We start from the raw sequence: 13,871 nt of genomic DNA, 5'->3' as shown, positions 1-13,871 counted from the left end.
AGGGGGCGCGGTGTTCATCGTCGGTGAGGTGTCGTCGATATTGGCGCCGGCGTTCCGCTGGTTCAACGCCTGGACTTTCTGGACGGTCATTACCTGTTTGGTGGCAATGGTCCTCGCGGCGGCTCTTCTGCCCTTGGTCCGACATTTCGACGACGCACGCGCACTCGGGCCGGTCGTCGATTGACCAGGAGTGTCAGGTGACCTCGAAACTGGCCGCGTGACCGCCGGCCGCTGCCCTCACGACGAGGTCGGTCCGGCAGGTCCGCGATGGCTGCCCTGAGCTGCCCTGAGCTGCCCGATCGTCCACGCCCGTCGCCCCGGGGAATCGGTGACGGTCCTCCACGGTGCGACGGTGGTGCGTGGCACGTCCTTGTCGCTGGTCATGACTCTCCTCGTTCGCCGAGCAGGTCGAAAACGTGGCTCCCACCCGATCTTCCCACCGCCGCCCACCCCAGGCCGGGCAGGGCCAGGCACAGGGCGTCCAGTGCGGCGGCGAACGCGTGCTCGGCCGGTGTGCCGTACCCGATGACCAGGCCGTCGCGGGCCGGCATGACGCTGTCCGGATGCCGGTAGGGGCCCAGGCCGGCGAGGGCGAGGTCGAGGCGGCGGGCGGCGCGCAGGGTGGCCTCCTCCGTGCCGGGGGGAAGATCGAGCACGGCGTGCAGCCCCGCGGCGATGCCGCTGACGGTGATGTGCGGGGCGCGCCCGGCGAGCGTGGCCGTGAGCAGGCTCCGGCGGCGCCGGTAGATCGCGCGCATACGGCGCAGCTGGCGGTCGTAGGCGCCGCACGTGATGAAGTCGGCCAGGGTGAGCTGGTCAGTGACGCCCGACCAGAACTCGCGCGCGCCCTTGGCGGCGAGTACGTCGTCCACCAGCCGGGTGGGCAGCGCCATCCAGCCGAGCCGCAGCGAGGGGGACAGGCTCTTGCTGGTCGAGCCGAAGTAGACGACCCGGTCGGGGTCGAGGCCCTGCACGGCGCCGACCGGTTCGCGGTCGTAGCGGAACTCGCCGTCGTAGTCGTCCTCCAGCACCAGGCCGCCCGTGGCGCGGGCCCAGTCGATGACCGCGGCCCGCCGCCGCGGGTGCAGGGCGCCTCCGGTCGGGTACTGGTGCGCCGGTGTCAGCAGGACCGCTCGCGCGTCCGTGGCGGGAAGGTGCTCGATCCGGGCGCCGTGGGCGTCCACGGTGAGCGGGACGGTCTCCAGCCCGGCTTCGGTCAGCAGAGAGCGGTGGAAGGCGAGCCCGTAGGCCTCGACGGCGACCGGGCCGCGCAGCACCTGGCACACCAGCCGCAACCCGTGCGCGTAGCCCGAGCAGATCACGATGTGCTCCGCCGTGGTGCGTACACCTCTGGTGCGCGCCAGATAGTCCACCAGCGCCTGCCGCAATTCGGGCCGGCCGCGGGGGTCACCGACGCCGAAGGCGTCGCTGGGCGCGGCGGTCAGCGCCCGGCGGGCCGAGGCGGACCAGGCCGAACGGGGGAAGGCGGCGGCGTCGGGGGAACTGGGCATCAGGTCGTGGACGATCCGCGGGCGGGACGGACGCGCGGGAGCCCGCCGCGGGTCCGGCTCCGCAGGCGCGGCGCGGTGCGCGACCTCGGTGCCCGAGCCCTGACGTGCGGTGAGCCAGCCTTCCTCGACGAGCTCGGCGTACGCGGCGGCCACTGTGTTGCGGGCGATGCCCAGGTCCAGGGCGAGGGCGCGATAGGGCGGCAGCCGGGTGCCGGGGAGCAGCCGTCCCGAGCCGATGGCCTCGCGCAGGGCCCGCATCAGCCGTACGCGCGCGCCGCCGCTGCCGGTGAGCTCCAGATGCAGGTCGCTGCCGCTCACGAATTGGCCCAGGAAAAGGTCATGGAAATGCACCATATCGTGGGTCGATCCCGCCCCTAGCGTGATGGCCATGACGAACGTTGCCATTGCCGAACGGATGAACCTCTCGCGTGTCGCACCGGCGACGCCCGCCGGGCGGGTGAGAGCGAGGCACGGATCTACCAGCTCAGCGCCTGGCAGGAGGCCGGCCTCTACACCGCGAAGGAGCGCGCCGCCCTGGCGCTGACGGAGGCGGTGACCCTGCTGCCCCAAGGAGTCGAGGACGAGGTGTACGCCGAGGCCGCGAGGGAGTTCGACGACAAGGAACTGGCCCAGCTCATCGCGCTGATCCTCACGGTCAACGCCTGGAACCGCATGAACGTGACCACGCGCAGGGCCCCCGGCACCGAGTAAGCCCGCCGTCTCCCCGCTTTCGGCCGCCATGGCCGCCGTCGCGATCGGCGGTCACGACGTCCGGTCCGCGGCCGTGGTCCTGGTCGTCTGGGGGCTGGCGTACGGCGCCGTGCCGGTCACCTTCCAGACCTGGATACTCGACGCCGCCCCCACCGCCACCGAGGCCGCGTCCTCCCTGTACGTCTCGGCGTTCAACCTGTCCATCGCCCTCGGCGCCTTCGCCGGCGGCCTGGCGGTCGACGCCCCCGGCCCGGTGAGCGTGTTGTGGATCGGGGGCGTCCTGACCGTCCTGGTGCCGCCGCTCGTCATGGCCGCACGCCGTTTCCGGGTATCCCGCGAAATCGATCTTGTCAAGAGTTGATCATTTAAGGCCAGTACCATACTTTTCGTTCATCCGACCCTGACGGGAGCGACGGATGAATCTGAATGCGGCTGTTGCGACCGGAGCCGCTGCTCAGGTCGTACTTATCGTGGTTTTCCTGATAGCGACACTGTCAAAGACCATAACCCACCGCGAACTCGGCCGGACCATTTCACAACTCGGTCCGGAGGCTCTGGGAAGGCATGCCGCGATCGCGGTGATCTCCGTCGAGACGCTGGCTGTGATCGGCCTGGCGGTGGCGCCGTCCGCCTTGTGGCCCCGAGTGCTCATCGTGCTGCTGGCGCTGGCGTTCGCCGGGGCCGGGATCCGCGCGCTGAGCCGCGGCGAGAAGATCAAGTGCGGTTGTTTCGGGAACGGCGGCGCGGTGCTCGGCTGGCGCCAGGTGTTGTACCTCCCGCTGTGGTTGGCGCTTGCCGTGCTGGCCGAGGCGAACCCGCCGACCTGGACCGGACAGGAGGGCCTGCTCGGCCTGGCCGTGGCGCTGCTCGCCATGGTCGCCTGGAAACTGAGGGCCGAACTGAGCCTGTTGCGCCCGCTGCGGGAGGACCGGATGGTGCTTCCCGACCCCACCCAACCCGAAGCGGAGGTGCACGCCGCATGACGACGGTGCTGCTCATCGTGATCTGCCTGCTGGCCGTGGTGCTGTTCGTCCAGATCGGCGCGCAGGTGGAGCTCTTCCAGCAGGTCAAACAGATCCGGGCCTACCTCGACATGGAGGACAAGCCCACCCCGGTGGAGCTGGGAACCCTGGAGGGTGCCCCGCCGAGCCGCTTCGGCCTGCCGGCGGCCCTCGACGAGGCCGAGCGGGCCATGGTGCTGTTCCTCTCCAACAAGTGCGAGACCTGCCACAACCTGGCGTCAGCGCTGCGTGGGGGAGCGGTGCCGCCTTCGATGTGGGTCGTGGTCGTCCCGGTGTCCGGGGATGGCAACGAGTTCATCGCCGAGTTCGGGCTGTACAGCGAGCGCGTCATCCTCGACGAGGACGAGAGCATCGTCGGCAGCATCGGGCTCGACATCACACCCGCCGCACTCCACGTCACCGAAGGGAAGTTGACACGGGCCCACACGGTGCCGACGGTCAGGCAGATGTACGCGGCCGCCCCTGTTCCCTACAAGCACAACCTGGCCGGCAAGCCCTCCGTACGGCACTGATCCGATTTCACCCCACGGCCAGAGAGGCCAACCATGGATCACCTCCACAAGATGTCGGACGGACCGGATGGGAACCGGCGAGGATTCCTCGGCTGGATGGGCAGGGTCGGTGTCGCGGCGATCGGCGCGGTCGCGGGCGTGACCGTGATGACCAAGCCGGCGGCGGCGGCGAACTGGCGTTGCTGCAACCTCGCCCTCCCCAACAATTTCTGCAGCACCAACAGCAGCGGGCAGTACGTCTGCCCCTCCGGTTACAGCATGAAGGTGTGGCAGTGCTGCAGCGGCTCGGCGCCGTACCAGCGCAAGTACGCCTGTGGTGAGTGCACCAAGGGCGGGGACTGCAGCTCCGGCCCGTTCATCTGCTCGGCCGGCTGGACCGTGAACGCCAACGGCTGCTGACAGCGACCGGGTGGCCGGCCGGGCGTGATGGCCTCGGCCGGCCACTCCGGATGGAGGATGTCGTGTCCTTTGACACCTGGCTGACCTTCGCGCTGGTCCTGCTCATCGCGAGCGCGGGCTTCGCGCAGTTGTTCAGCTTTTGAGGCCTTTCCTTCGTCGGATACCTCCGCCCCCTGGTTCAGGGGAGAGTTCCCGGGGAGAAGCCCATGTACCGGCCGATCCTCATGCTCATGCTCGGTTTCAGCATCTCCGCGCTGACCGCGTACGGGTTGGTGCACCTGCTCGGCTCCGGCCTGCTCGGCTTCGGTCTGTTCGGCGGAGTTTCGGGGACGGGTGCCAAGCTCGCCGCGGCGACGGTGATGCTCGCCTGCCTGGTCATCGACTCCGGCCTGTTCGGGCTGCGTACGCCCATGTGGCGGCGTCAGACTCCGCAGCAGCATTTCTACCGGTTCGGCGCGGCCAGGGGAGCGCTCCTGTGGGGGCTGGACACCGGTCTGGTCCTGACCACGTTCAGGGTCACCTCGCTCACCTGGGCGGCGCTCGGCGTCACCCTGTTCGGGCTGGTGCCGTGGTGGGCGGGACTGGCGTACGCGATCGGCTTCACCTGGCCGGGTTTCGTAGTGGTCGCGGTCGTGCCACCGTCGAAGGACCTGGTGGAGATCCCTGAGCCGATGTGGCTGATCGACTGGCTCATGGAGAAGGAGAAGCTGGTCAGACGGCTGGCGCTGGGCCTGCTCACGGTCACGTTCGTCGGCGTCGTCGCCTCGGCGTTCCTGGGCTGACGCGCCGCCCGCCACTCGCGCGGGCGGCGCGTCACAGGTCAGCAGGCGCCGTTGAAGAAGGAGACCTCACGCCGAACGACAGGCTCGCCCGGCACCCGGAACTCCAGCGGGACGCACCTGGGCTCCTTCACATAGAAGCCGCCGACGAAAATCGTGTCATGGTCGGAGCACGCGGTGAAGGACACCGAGTGATCGGCCTCGGCCGGGGTACGGGCGTTCCTGGACGGCTCGGAGTAGAGCAGGCCCGCGCTGTCGTGGAACTTCGCCGGGATAGACACCGTGACCGTCTTGCCCTTCCTGACCAGCGCGCCGACCTTGAACTTGTGATCGCTCCCGTACTGCTCGGCCCGGGCCTCGCCCCACGCGAGCAGCCCGGGGATGAGCAACGGCCCCACCACGAGGTCGTCCGGCGCGGCGGCGCGGCTCGCCGTCTTCTCTCCCGCGAACTCCCCGTTGCGGTTCGCGCAGTTCAGCACCCGCGGATTCTCCAGGCTTCCCGGACGTCCGGAGGTCTGCGCCGCCGTTCGCGCGTCGGCCTCCCCGGCGGCACAAGCGGTCAAGGACGGCAGCAGCGCCACCAGCGCCGCCCAGATCGATCCCCTGCGTACACCTTTGAAGATCATTATCCAGTTGTACACCCCGTCCCCGGAGGTGGCCAGACGTCAGTGGATCACCACGGCGTGGTCTCCGCGGGGGATCAGCTCACCGATCACCGGGGCCCCCGGGACCTCCCCGGCGACCAGCAGTCCGCCGGAGGTCTGCGCGTCGGCGAGCAGCAGGAGCGTCTCCTCGGCCACCGTCCCGGTGTCGGTGTGCGGGGCCACCCAGTCCAGGTTGCGGCGCGAGCCGCCCGGCACGTAGCCGTCGCGTACGGCCTCACGGGCACCCTCGATGAGCGGAACGGCCGCCGCGTCGATCACCGCGGTGACGCCGGAGGCCCGGGCGAGCTTGTACAGGTGGCCCAGCAGGCCGAAGCCGGTGACGTCGGTGACGCAGCGGATGCCGGCTTCCAGCGCGGCCTCGCCGGCGTCGGCGTTGAGCCGGGTCATGACCTCGATCGCCTGCGGGAACACCTCGCCCGTGGCCTTGTGCCGGTTGTTCAGCGCGCCGGAGCCGATGGGCTTGGTCAGCGAGAGCGGCACTCCGGGGCGGCCCGCGTCGTTGCGCATCAACCGCGCGGGGTCGGCCAGCCCGGTGACCGCCATGCCGTACATGGGCTCCGGCCCGTTCACGCTGTGCCCGCCCGCCACGTGGCACCCGGCCTGCCGCGCGACGTCCGCGCCGCCCCGCAGCACCTCCCTGGCGATCTCGTACGGCAGGCCGTCCCGGGGCCAGCACAGTACGTTGAGGGCGACGAGCGGCCGGCCGCCCATGGCGTAGACGTCCGAGAGCGCGTTGGCGGCGGCGATCCGCCCCCAGTCGTAGGGGTCGTCGACGACCGGCGTGAAGAAGTCCGCGGTGCTCACGATCGCGGTGCCGCCCTCGATCCGGACGACCGCCGCGTCGTCACCGGTCTCGGTGCCGACCAGCAGTTCGCCCAGCGGATCGCCGGGCGGCTCCGAGCCGAAGCCGGCCAGCACGCTCTCCAGTTCGCCCGCCGGGATCTTGCAGGCACAACCGCCGCCCTGCGCGTAGTGCGTCAATCGCTGCATGATCATAATGTACCGATATGTTGATCATGGTGTAAGTCCGGCCGTCATGACCGGTCCGCGGCGCCTCTTCCCGCGCGCCCGTACTCGGCGACCGCCCCGGGCACCGTCTGCGAGTGAGCGGTTCGGCGTAAGAAGGATCTTCAATTGGAGCGCCGGAGAAGGCTAAGATCATCAACGGAGGCGTCCGGGTGCCTGGTGGCCCTCTCGGTCTTCAAAACCGATGGCGCCGAGCAACTCGGCGCGGCGGGTTCGATTCCCGTCCGCCTCCGCCAGACCTCACCCCTGGAGTCCCTTGAGCATCGACGCGTTACTGGCCCGGGCACGTGCCGGGCTGCGCCGCCTGCCACCGGCCGAAGCATTCGACGCGGCGAGCCGTGGAGAGGCCTTCATCGTGGACACCCGGCCGGAATCCCAGCGGCGCGACGGCGGCGAGGTGCCCGGCGCCATCGTCATCGAACGCAACCAGCTGGAGTGGCGGCTCGATCCCCGATGCGACGCGCGGATCCCCGAGGCCACCTCGGCGCACATCCGCTGGATCGTCCTGTGCGACGAGGGATACTCCTCCAGCCTCGCCGCCTCGTCCCTCAGGCAGATCGGGCTGGCGAACGCCACCGACGTGATCGGCGGCTTCCAGGCATGGACCGCGGCCGGGCTGCGGGTGAGCCGCCCCACCGCCCTCACCCGGCCGCGCGGTCCGGGCGAACCCGGCACGGACACGAGGAGAACGGCCGCCGAGCGCGCATGTGGGTGATCGCCACCGCCGGGCACGTGGATCACGGCAAGTCGGCCCTGGTACGCGCGCTCACCGGGATGGAACCTGACCGCTGGGCCGAGGAACGCCGCCGGGGTATGACCATCGACCTCGGCTTCGCCTGGACCACGCTCGGCTCGGGACGGCAGCTGGCGTTCGTCGACGTTCCCGGGCACGAACGGTTCGTCACCAACATGCTCGCCGGCGTCGGCCCGTGCCCCGCGGTCATGTTCGTGGTGGCGGCCGACGAGGGGTGGCGGGCCCAGTCCGCCGAGCACCTGGCCGCCCTGCACGCCCTGGACGTACGGCACGGCCTGCTGGTGGTCACCCGCACCGACCTCGCCGACCCCGGACCGGCACTGGAGGAGGCCCGCCTCCACCTGGAGGGGACGAGCCTGTCGGGGATCGACGCCGTCCCCGTCAGCGCCCGTACCGGGCAGGGCCTGCCCGAGCTGTCCGCCGCGCTCGACCGGCTCGCGGCCGGGCTCCCGGAACCGCGCCGGGACGGTCCGGTGCGGTTGTGGATCGACCGGACGTTCACCGTCACCGGGGCCGGAACCGTCGTCACCGGCACGCTCACGCACGGCACCCTGCGGGTGGGCGACGAACTGCTCGCCGGGTCCGACCGGCTCCAGGTCCGCGGCCTCCAGACGCTCAACCAGCGGCGGGAGGCGGTGTCGGCGACAGCTCGCGTCGCCGTCAACATCAGGGGCGCCGATCGCGACACGCTGTCCCGGGGCACCCCGCTGCTGACCCCGGACGCCTGGATCACCACCCGGTCCGCGGACGTGCGGCTGGTGTCGGGCGCGGACGTCGGCCGGGAACTCGTCTTCCACCTGGGCTCCGCCGCCGTTCCGGTTCGGCTGCGCCCTCTGGGCGCGGACACGGCCCGCCTCACCCTGGCCCGGCCCATGCCGCTCAGGGCCGGTGACCACGGCCTGCTCCGCGATCCCGGCCGCCGGACGATCGCGGCGGGGGTACGCGTCCTCGACGTACGGCCGGCACCCCTGCGGCGACGGGGAGCCGCGACGGTCAGGGGAGCCGCGCTCGCCGGCGTGACCGTGCCCACCGCGGCGGACCTGCTGCGCTGGCACGGACTGCTGAGCCGGGCCGAGCTGACCGCGATGGGCGCTGCCCCAGATGGGTCGCCGCTCGCGGGTGACTGGTTCGCCGACCCCGATCACTGGTCCGAGCTCGGCCGCAGCCTGACGGAACAGGTATCGCAGCGCGACCAGGGGATCACCGTGGAGGCCGCCGCCCGGCTGCTCGGCCTGCCCGACCGGCGGCTGGCACGGGCGCTCGTCACCGAGCCCCTGACGATCCGAGCAGGGGTGATCGTCGATGGCGACCGGGCGCGGGCGCCGATGCCGTCGCAGGTCGAGCAGGCCGTCGCCCGGCTGCGTACCGACCTCGACGGCCGTCCCTTCGACGCCCCCACCGCCGAACGCCTGGCCGAGCTCAAGCTGACCGGCGCCGCCCTCACGGCGGCCGTACGGGCGGCGGCGTTGCTGCCCATCGGGAGGAACGTCGTCCTCCTGCCGGACGCGCCGGAGCTGGCGGTGGCCGTCCTGAGCACGCTGCCCGCGCCTTTCACCGTCAGCCAGGCCCGCACGGCCCTGGGAACGAGCCGCCGCGTCGCCGTACCGCTCCTGGAGTACCTCGACGCCCAGGGCCACACCCGGCGGGTCGACAACGAGTCCCGGATCTGCGTTCCGGCGATTCCGGCAGGGCCGCCGGCTCGGGCCCTACCGGATGCCTTCCATCAGTTGCAGGGGCTTGAGGACCAGGTGACGTAGCCGCTGAGCCTGCCCCAGGTCGAGACTGAACGATCGCAGAACTCCGTCCTGACGCCCACCAGGTTGGTGCGCGCGGAGTCGGAGAAGTACTGGGTGTTGCACAGGTAGCCGACCGGGCACGCAGGGAGGGCCTGCGCGGCGGCCGGGATGACGGCGAGCGTGGCGGTGGCCAGGACCGCGACGGCCAGTACGCGACGGATCATGGATCGTCCTTCCTGATTCGCAGGGAAACGGGGGGAATCAGCTGCGGGGAGTTTCGGACCAGCCCTTGTGTACGGTGCGCACGTCCCATTCGGAGAAGGAGCCGTCTGACTAGTACGCGGTGGTGCAGTGGAAAGCGCGAAGCAGCACAAAGGTCCCTTGGCTTCGTGAGCGGCCCAGCCGATGATCGAAATGATCCGTCCCATGGGATAAAAACGCAAGAGGGGCTTATATCCCACCGAGAGCCCCGCAGAGAACCCATCACATTTGTCGAATACCTCGCGAAATAGCAGGCACCAGTCCGACGCGCGAGATCATGGTCGCCCTCCGCAGCAGCGCCGATCTGGTCCCACGGCCGGCGATCTCGGCGCCCCTCCCCGGCCCTGGTTCTTCCATCGGGCCCGGGCGCGGTGCGCACATCGGGTGTGGATGGCCTCCAACCGGCTTCCGGCGTCCGGCGTTCATTAGGGCGGAAGGAGTCGCATGGACAGATATGAGGGATTCCGGGAGTTCGTCAGCGCCCGTCAGCAGACTTTGATGCGCACCGCGTACCTGCTCACGGGAGACGCGCACCGGGCTGAGGACCTCCTGCAGACCGTGCTGACCCGGATCGCCAGACACTGGCCCAAGCTGGCCAGGGACGGCAATCCGGAGGCATACGCCCGGCGGGCCCTGATCAATGAGCACGTGTCCTGGCTGCGGCGCAGGCGTACGGACATCCTGACCAGCAGTCCGCCGGAACCCTCCTACGATCCGGAGTCCGCCGGGCTGCACCGGATGGTCCTCCAGGAGGCGCTCCTCCGGCTGACTCCGCGGCAGCGCGCCGTCCTCGTGTTGCGTTTCTACGAGGACCTCAGCGTCGAGGAGACCGCCGAAGCGCTGGGCTGCTCACCCGGCACGGTCAAGAGCCAGACCCACTACGCCCTGGGCCGCTTACGTGTCCTCGCGCCCGAACTGGCCGATCTGTTGTCCGAAGTCGATCCGGTGGAGGTGCCGTGATGACGAGGTTCCGTGACGAACTCGACTCGATCGCCCGACAAGCACCCGACGTCGATCTCGCCGAGGTCGCGCTGCGGGGCGCGCGGCGTACGCGAACGGCTCTGATCGGCGGCTCCGCGGTCGCGGCCGTCGCCGCGCTGACGCTGGCCGTCACTCTTGTCATCGATCCCGGCGGGCACGCCGACGTCGCCACCGTCACGAGCGGTACGCCCTCGTCCGGGCCGGCCTTCAGCGGCATCCCCGAGCGGCCCACGCCGTCGCCGGAGGACCTGGTCCCCGTCCGCGCGGTCCTGCCCGCGTCCGGGGTGGGGCCGGTGCGCTACGCCTACTACGACTTCTGCCAGGACGCGTGGAAGCCCGGCGAGGACAACGCGCCGGTGGCCGACGAGACATGCCTGCAGTGGAAGGTGGTCCTGCAGGACGGAACCCGGTACCGGGCCGCCGATGCGCTGAGCGTCTACACCGACCAGACCAAGAAGAACTACATGAACACCGCCGCCCCGCTGGCGATCTCCCGCGACGGACGCCGCATCGCCTACTACGTCCCCGAGCGCGAGCGCTTCACCGTCCGCGAGCTCGACACCGGCCAGGTCTGGGAGATCCCGCAGGTCGTCAGGCGCAAGGCCATGGTCGAGGGCGGCGGGCTGATCACCTTCTCGCCGGACGGGCGCCGGCTCGGCCTGAACGTGGTCGGCGTCCCACGGGTCGTCGTGGACGTGGAGAGCGGGCGGGTCGTCGAGGAGGTGCCCAAGGGCTGGTTCTTCCTCTCTCCCGCCGACGAGGGCGTACCCACGGTCGTGGAGCACGAGCGCGGCCGGCTCGGCGTGCTCTCGGACGGCAAGGTGACGGTCTTCGCCGAGCCGAAGACCTGGACGCTGACGGGAGCCGTCGGCCCGGACGGCACGACCGTGGCCATGCTGACCGGCCCGACGGCGCGGGAGGAGAAGATGACGAACGGTGAACCGTACGACAAGATCGTCACCGTGGACCGGACGAGCGGCCAGGTCAGGTCCGAGGCCAGGCTCGACCCGCCGGGGCAGCTTCGTCCCTACCGGCTCGGGTACTGGCTCAACGAGCGTGAGGTCCTGGCCTTGGGCGGGGTCGAACGCGATCCGAACTCCGGCCGGTCACCGGATCTGGGCGACACGGCCTACGCCATCGACGTGACCACCGGCAAGATCCGGAAGCTCGGCACCTACCGGCTGCCACCGTGGGGCGGCAGCGTCTCGGCGCCTGGCTTCCCCAGCGGCTGACGAACCAGGACGACAGCGCCCGGTCCGGGAGCGGCCGTTGATCAGTTGATCGGCACGACGATCTCGCCCCCGTGGTCACCCGACTCGGCCTCGTCCAGCATGAGCGCGGCCACGGTGGCGCGGGACATCCTGGGCGGCAGCAGCGGGCGCCGCAGGCCGGCGAGCGGTACGAGGCGGCGTCCGGGGCTGAGGGGGCCGTCCTTGAGATCCGGAGCATGGAACACCGTGGCGCCGGCGTCCAGGGCGATCTGGTCGGCCTCGGCCTTCTCGGCCAGTTCCGCGCCGACTGCCATCCGCATCACCGCCTGGTAGATCAGCCCGCCCGCGCGTTCCGACCGACCCGAGCCCAGGGCGCCGAGCCACACGGTGCGGACGCGTGCCGCCGCGAGCAACCTGGCCCCGGCGACCAGCGCGCCCGGACCGCCCTTGCCGATGCCGATGGCCGAGACGGCCACATCGACGTCGTCCAGGGCGGGGAAGGTCTGAGGCGAGAAGACATCCGCCTGCCGTACGTCGAGCCGCCGCGACGCGGGGACGGTGATCCGCTCCGGGGCGCGGACGAGGGCCACGACCTGGTGTCCCCGCTCAAGTGCCTGGTCGACGAGGAGGCGGCCGACGCGCCCGGACGCGCCGAGTACTGCCATGCGCATGATGATCCGTTCTCTGGCTGTACAGGTGCGAGTGGGCTGAGCGATCCGGACATGTCGCTCATGTCAGCGGTTCGTGGTTCGCCCACACGACCCTGTACGGGTGCCGCGACCGCCAGTACTCGATGACCTCATGCAGGCCGGGCGCGCTGAACGCCTTCGTCAGCGCATCGGTGCCGGGCAGGGCGATCCGTACGATCGCGGTCGCGACCAGCGCGGCGACGGCCTCCTCTCCGGGGACGGGAACATGGCGCCGGGCCGCGAACGTCTGCACGAGACCGGTGTCAAGCATGACCTGTTCGATGTCCGAGAGGTATCGGTCGAGCTCGGTGTCAGGTATGGGCTGATCGAAGGAAACGATCATCGTGTGCTCAATCATGTGTCGATTCTCAAGGCCACGGGTCGCCGACGTCCAAGGCCGGTTCATTCATCGGCGATAACCTGGAGGCATGGTTGAGCTGGAGACCCGCGAGCTCGAGTACTTCATCGCCGTCGCCGACGAGCTGCACTTCGGCCGAGCCGCCGTCCGGCTCTCGATCGCCCAGCCGGCGCTGTCGAAGGCGATCCGACGCATCGAGATCCGGCTCGGCGTCGTGCTGTTCATCCGTTCCAGCCGGCACGTCGAGCTCACCCCGGCCGGGGAGGCGTTGCGGGAACACGGGCGGCACGCGCTCAACGCGGTGAGTGTCGCCGTCCAGCGCGCCCGGCGAGCCGCCGACGTCCAGGCGCGCCTGCGGCTCGTGCTCAAGCCCGGCGGCGACGCCGGCCTGCTGTCCGGGATTCTGGCCGAGTACGCCCGGCAGCCCGCCGCCCGCCAGGTGGACATCCTGTTCAGCGGCCCCGCCGACCGCTCCGACTTCCTGCGCGACGGACGAGCCGACGTCGGCCTGCTCTACGTACCGTTCGACGACCTCGACGGATTGGCCCACGAGACGCTGCACACCGAGGACCGCGTCGCCGTCGTCCCGGCCGGGCACCGGCTGGCCGGGCACGCTTCGGTGCGCATGTCCGATCTGCACGGTGAGACACTGCCACGCTGGAAGGGTGTGCCGGGCGGCGAGGGCACCGGTCCCGAGGTCGCCGACGTCGTCCAGCTGCTTCACATGATCACGGTGAGCCGGATGATCGGGGTGCTGCCCCGCTCTCTGGTCGAACCGGCTCCGCCCGGACTGGTGCGCATCCCGGTTGCCGACGCGCCTCCCAGCCGCCTCGTACTCGCCTGGAACGAGCAGGACCGCCGGCCACTGGTCGCCTCGTTCGTGTCCGCCGCGCTCGCCCGTACGTGCGGATCGTCTCGCTGATCCAGTTCGCGTATGCGGGCACGCGGGTGTGGAATTCGAGGTCTTCCAGGACGAGGCCTGGTTCCGGGGCATCCTGCGAACCCACGGCCCGCACCCGGCACAGCCGGAATGGTGACTGCCCTTGCTCTCGTTGCTCCCCTTGCTCTCCTTGCGATCAGGCCGCATCTCTCGCAGGTGGGGGATTCTCTGAGAGGAGGTGGCCGTGCCTATCGAGGTTGAAAGCGTGAAGTCGTCAGGGCGGGTGGGGGACGAGTCCGGTGCCGGCCAGGCAGCCGTCGAGAACGTCGTGGCGGTACTGGAGTCGGCGTAGGCCTTGGCGGACGGCGGTGATCAG

The 13,871-nt window shown here is 70.6% G+C and carries 18 protein-coding genes and 1 tRNA gene; 13 read left to right on the top strand and 6 right to left on the bottom strand.

From position 1 onward, the window contains the following. The first annotated feature begins 10 nt into the window (after positions 1-10). Positions 11-184 (top strand): hypothetical protein, encoded by a 174-nt coding sequence (locus DMB42_RS53805; protein WP_185845185.1) that lies wholly within the window; start codon positions 11-13, stop codon positions 182-184. 196 nt (positions 185-380) lie between these two features. On the opposite strand, the gene DMB42_RS44435 is transcribed toward DMB42_RS53805, so the two are convergent. Further along, positions 381-1,829: a PLP-dependent aminotransferase family protein gene (locus DMB42_RS44435; protein ID WP_260478311.1), complete on the bottom strand. Its 1,449-nt coding sequence runs from the start codon at positions 1,827-1,829 to the stop codon at positions 381-383. A 234-nt stretch (positions 1,830-2,063) separates the two neighbouring features. Between DMB42_RS44435 and DMB42_RS55630 the strand changes: the two genes are divergently transcribed. The 6 genes from DMB42_RS55630 to DMB42_RS44405 all read left to right on the top strand — a co-directional run bounded on the left by DMB42_RS55630 (position 2,064) and on the right by DMB42_RS44405 (position 4,937). Next, complete coding sequence (locus DMB42_RS55630; protein ID WP_260478310.1) at positions 2,064-2,222, top strand: hypothetical protein; 159 nt, start codon at positions 2,064-2,066, stop codon at positions 2,220-2,222. A gap of 28 nt (positions 2,223-2,250) precedes the next feature. After that, positions 2,251-2,583 carry a hypothetical protein gene (locus DMB42_RS44425; RefSeq protein ID WP_221762641.1) on the top strand — a complete coding sequence of 111 codons (333 nt, stop codon included), beginning with the start codon at positions 2,251-2,253 and terminating at the stop codon, positions 2,581-2,583. 55 nt (positions 2,584-2,638) lie between these two features. Further along, positions 2,639-3,205, top strand: coding sequence for a MauE/DoxX family redox-associated membrane protein (locus DMB42_RS44420; RefSeq protein ID WP_125645800.1), 567 nt, complete (start codon positions 2,639-2,641; stop codon positions 3,203-3,205). Further along, positions 3,202-3,756 carry a hypothetical protein gene (locus DMB42_RS44415; RefSeq protein ID WP_125645798.1) on the top strand — a complete coding sequence of 185 codons (555 nt, stop codon included), beginning with the start codon at positions 3,202-3,204 and terminating at the stop codon, positions 3,754-3,756. The genes DMB42_RS44420 and DMB42_RS44415 overlap by 4 nt, the downstream gene beginning before the upstream one ends. 96 nt (positions 3,757-3,852) lie before the next feature. After that, on the top strand, positions 3,853-4,155 hold the full coding sequence (locus DMB42_RS44410) for a hypothetical protein (protein ID WP_125645796.1): 303 nt from the start codon (positions 3,853-3,855) through the stop codon (positions 4,153-4,155). Positions 4,156-4,361: 206 nt separating this feature from the next. Next, positions 4,362-4,937: a hypothetical protein gene (locus DMB42_RS44405; protein WP_125645794.1), complete on the top strand. Its 576-nt coding sequence runs from the start codon at positions 4,362-4,364 to the stop codon at positions 4,935-4,937. Between the two features lie 38 nt (positions 4,938-4,975). Here DMB42_RS44405 and DMB42_RS44400 read toward each other — a convergent pair whose 3' ends face one another. Both DMB42_RS44400 and selD read right to left on the bottom strand, forming a co-directional pair. After that, entirely contained in the window at positions 4,976-5,560 is a 585-nt protein-coding gene (locus DMB42_RS44400) for a hypothetical protein (RefSeq protein ID WP_125645792.1), read from the bottom strand. Positions 5,561-5,599: 39 nt separating this feature from the next. Continuing rightward, a complete protein-coding gene (gene selD, locus DMB42_RS44395; protein WP_221762640.1) occupies positions 5,600-6,595 on the bottom strand; it encodes a selenide, water dikinase SelD in 996 nt (331 codons plus the stop codon). 170 nt (positions 6,596-6,765) lie between these two features. Between selD and DMB42_RS44390 the strand changes: the two genes are divergently transcribed. The 3 genes from DMB42_RS44390 (at position 6,766) to selB (ending at position 9,136) form a co-directional block, all read left to right on the top strand. Beyond that, positions 6,766-6,861 (top strand) — tRNA-Sec (locus DMB42_RS44390). 20 nt (positions 6,862-6,881) lie between these two features. Then, complete coding sequence (locus DMB42_RS44385; protein ID WP_125645790.1) at positions 6,882-7,340, top strand: rhodanese-like domain-containing protein; 459 nt, start codon at positions 6,882-6,884, stop codon at positions 7,338-7,340. Further along, a complete protein-coding gene (gene selB / locus DMB42_RS44380; protein ID WP_125645788.1) occupies positions 7,331-9,136 on the top strand; it encodes a selenocysteine-specific translation elongation factor in 1,806 nt (601 codons plus the stop codon). Before DMB42_RS44385 ends, selB begins: the two co-directional genes overlap by 10 nt. Here the strand turns inward: selB and DMB42_RS44375 are convergent. Next, positions 9,103-9,339: a DUF6289 family protein gene (locus tag DMB42_RS44375; RefSeq protein WP_125645786.1), complete on the bottom strand. Its 237-nt coding sequence runs from the start codon at positions 9,337-9,339 to the stop codon at positions 9,103-9,105. The two genes, selB and DMB42_RS44375, sit on opposite strands and share 34 nt — an antisense overlap. A 481-nt stretch (positions 9,340-9,820) precedes the next feature. Here DMB42_RS44375 and DMB42_RS44370 point away from each other — a divergent pair, with 481 nt between their 5' ends. Together DMB42_RS44370 and DMB42_RS44365 are read left to right on the top strand one after the other, a co-directional pair. Beyond that, positions 9,821-10,336: a SigE family RNA polymerase sigma factor gene (locus tag DMB42_RS44370; RefSeq protein WP_125645784.1), complete on the top strand. Its 516-nt coding sequence runs from the start codon at positions 9,821-9,823 to the stop codon at positions 10,334-10,336. Beyond that, on the top strand, positions 10,336-11,589 hold the full coding sequence (locus DMB42_RS44365; protein WP_125645782.1) for a hypothetical protein: 1,254 nt from the start codon (positions 10,336-10,338) through the stop codon (positions 11,587-11,589). Before DMB42_RS44370 ends, DMB42_RS44365 begins: the two co-directional genes overlap by 1 nt. Positions 11,590-11,630: 41 nt before the next feature. Here the strand turns inward: DMB42_RS44365 and DMB42_RS44360 are convergent, their stop codons facing one another. Together DMB42_RS44360 and DMB42_RS44355 are read right to left on the bottom strand one after the other, a co-directional pair. Continuing rightward, complete coding sequence (locus DMB42_RS44360) at positions 11,631-12,233, bottom strand: NAD(P)-dependent oxidoreductase (protein WP_260478309.1); 603 nt, start codon at positions 12,231-12,233, stop codon at positions 11,631-11,633. 64 nt (positions 12,234-12,297) lie between these two features. Beyond that, positions 12,298-12,615: a hypothetical protein gene (locus DMB42_RS44355; RefSeq protein WP_125645778.1), complete on the bottom strand. Its 318-nt coding sequence runs from the start codon at positions 12,613-12,615 to the stop codon at positions 12,298-12,300. A gap of 70 nt (positions 12,616-12,685) precedes the next feature. On the opposite strand from DMB42_RS44355, the gene DMB42_RS44350 reads away from it, so the two are divergent. Further along, positions 12,686-13,537: a LysR family transcriptional regulator gene (locus tag DMB42_RS44350; RefSeq protein WP_125645776.1), complete on the top strand. Its 852-nt coding sequence runs from the start codon at positions 12,686-12,688 to the stop codon at positions 13,535-13,537. Positions 13,538-13,871: the final 334 nt, after the last annotated feature.

Origin of the sequence: Nonomuraea sp. WAC 01424, assembly GCF_003947315.1 — a bacterium.
Classification (GTDB): Bacteria; Actinomycetota; Actinomycetes; order Streptosporangiales; family Streptosporangiaceae; genus Nonomuraea; species Nonomuraea spiralis.
This window is presented reverse-complemented; position numbering and strand designations above follow the sequence as displayed.

Bases quoted from the DNA above. Each gene is read 5' to 3' on its own strand.
- DMB42_RS44425 (WP_221762641.1), top strand. From the start codon at position 2,251: ATGGCCGCCGTCGCGATCGGCGGTCACGACGTCCGGTCCGCGGCCGTG.
- DMB42_RS44420 (WP_125645800.1), top strand. From the start codon at position 2,639: ATGAATCTGAATGCGGCTGTTGCGACCGGAGCCGCTGCTCAGGTCGTA.
- DMB42_RS44415 (WP_125645798.1), top strand. From the start codon at position 3,202: ATGACGACGGTGCTGCTCATCGTGATCTGCCTGCTGGCCGTGGTGCTG.
- DMB42_RS44410 (WP_125645796.1), top strand. From the start codon at position 3,853: ATGGGCAGGGTCGGTGTCGCGGCGATCGGCGCGGTCGCGGGCGTGACC.
- DMB42_RS44405 (WP_125645794.1), top strand. From the start codon at position 4,362: ATGTACCGGCCGATCCTCATGCTCATGCTCGGTTTCAGCATCTCCGCG.
- DMB42_RS44400 (WP_125645792.1), bottom strand. From the start codon at position 5,560: ATGATCTTCAAAGGTGTACGCAGGGGATCGATCTGGGCGGCGCTGGTG.
- selD (WP_221762640.1), bottom strand. From the start codon at position 6,595: ATGATCATGCAGCGATTGACGCACTACGCGCAGGGCGGCGGTTGTGCC.
- selB (WP_125645788.1), top strand. From the start codon at position 7,331: ATGTGGGTGATCGCCACCGCCGGGCACGTGGATCACGGCAAGTCGGCC.
- DMB42_RS44375 (WP_125645786.1), bottom strand. From the start codon at position 9,339: ATGATCCGTCGCGTACTGGCCGTCGCGGTCCTGGCCACCGCCACGCTC.
- DMB42_RS44370 (WP_125645784.1), top strand. From the start codon at position 9,821: ATGGACAGATATGAGGGATTCCGGGAGTTCGTCAGCGCCCGTCAGCAG.
- DMB42_RS44365 (WP_125645782.1), top strand. From the start codon at position 10,336: ATGACGAGGTTCCGTGACGAACTCGACTCGATCGCCCGACAAGCACCC.
- DMB42_RS44360 (WP_260478309.1), bottom strand. From the start codon at position 12,233: ATGGCAGTACTCGGCGCGTCCGGGCGCGTCGGCCGCCTCCTCGTCGAC.
- DMB42_RS44355 (WP_125645778.1), bottom strand. From the start codon at position 12,615: ATGATTGAGCACACGATGATCGTTTCCTTCGATCAGCCCATACCTGAC.
- DMB42_RS44350 (WP_125645776.1), top strand. From the start codon at position 12,686: ATGGTTGAGCTGGAGACCCGCGAGCTCGAGTACTTCATCGCCGTCGCC.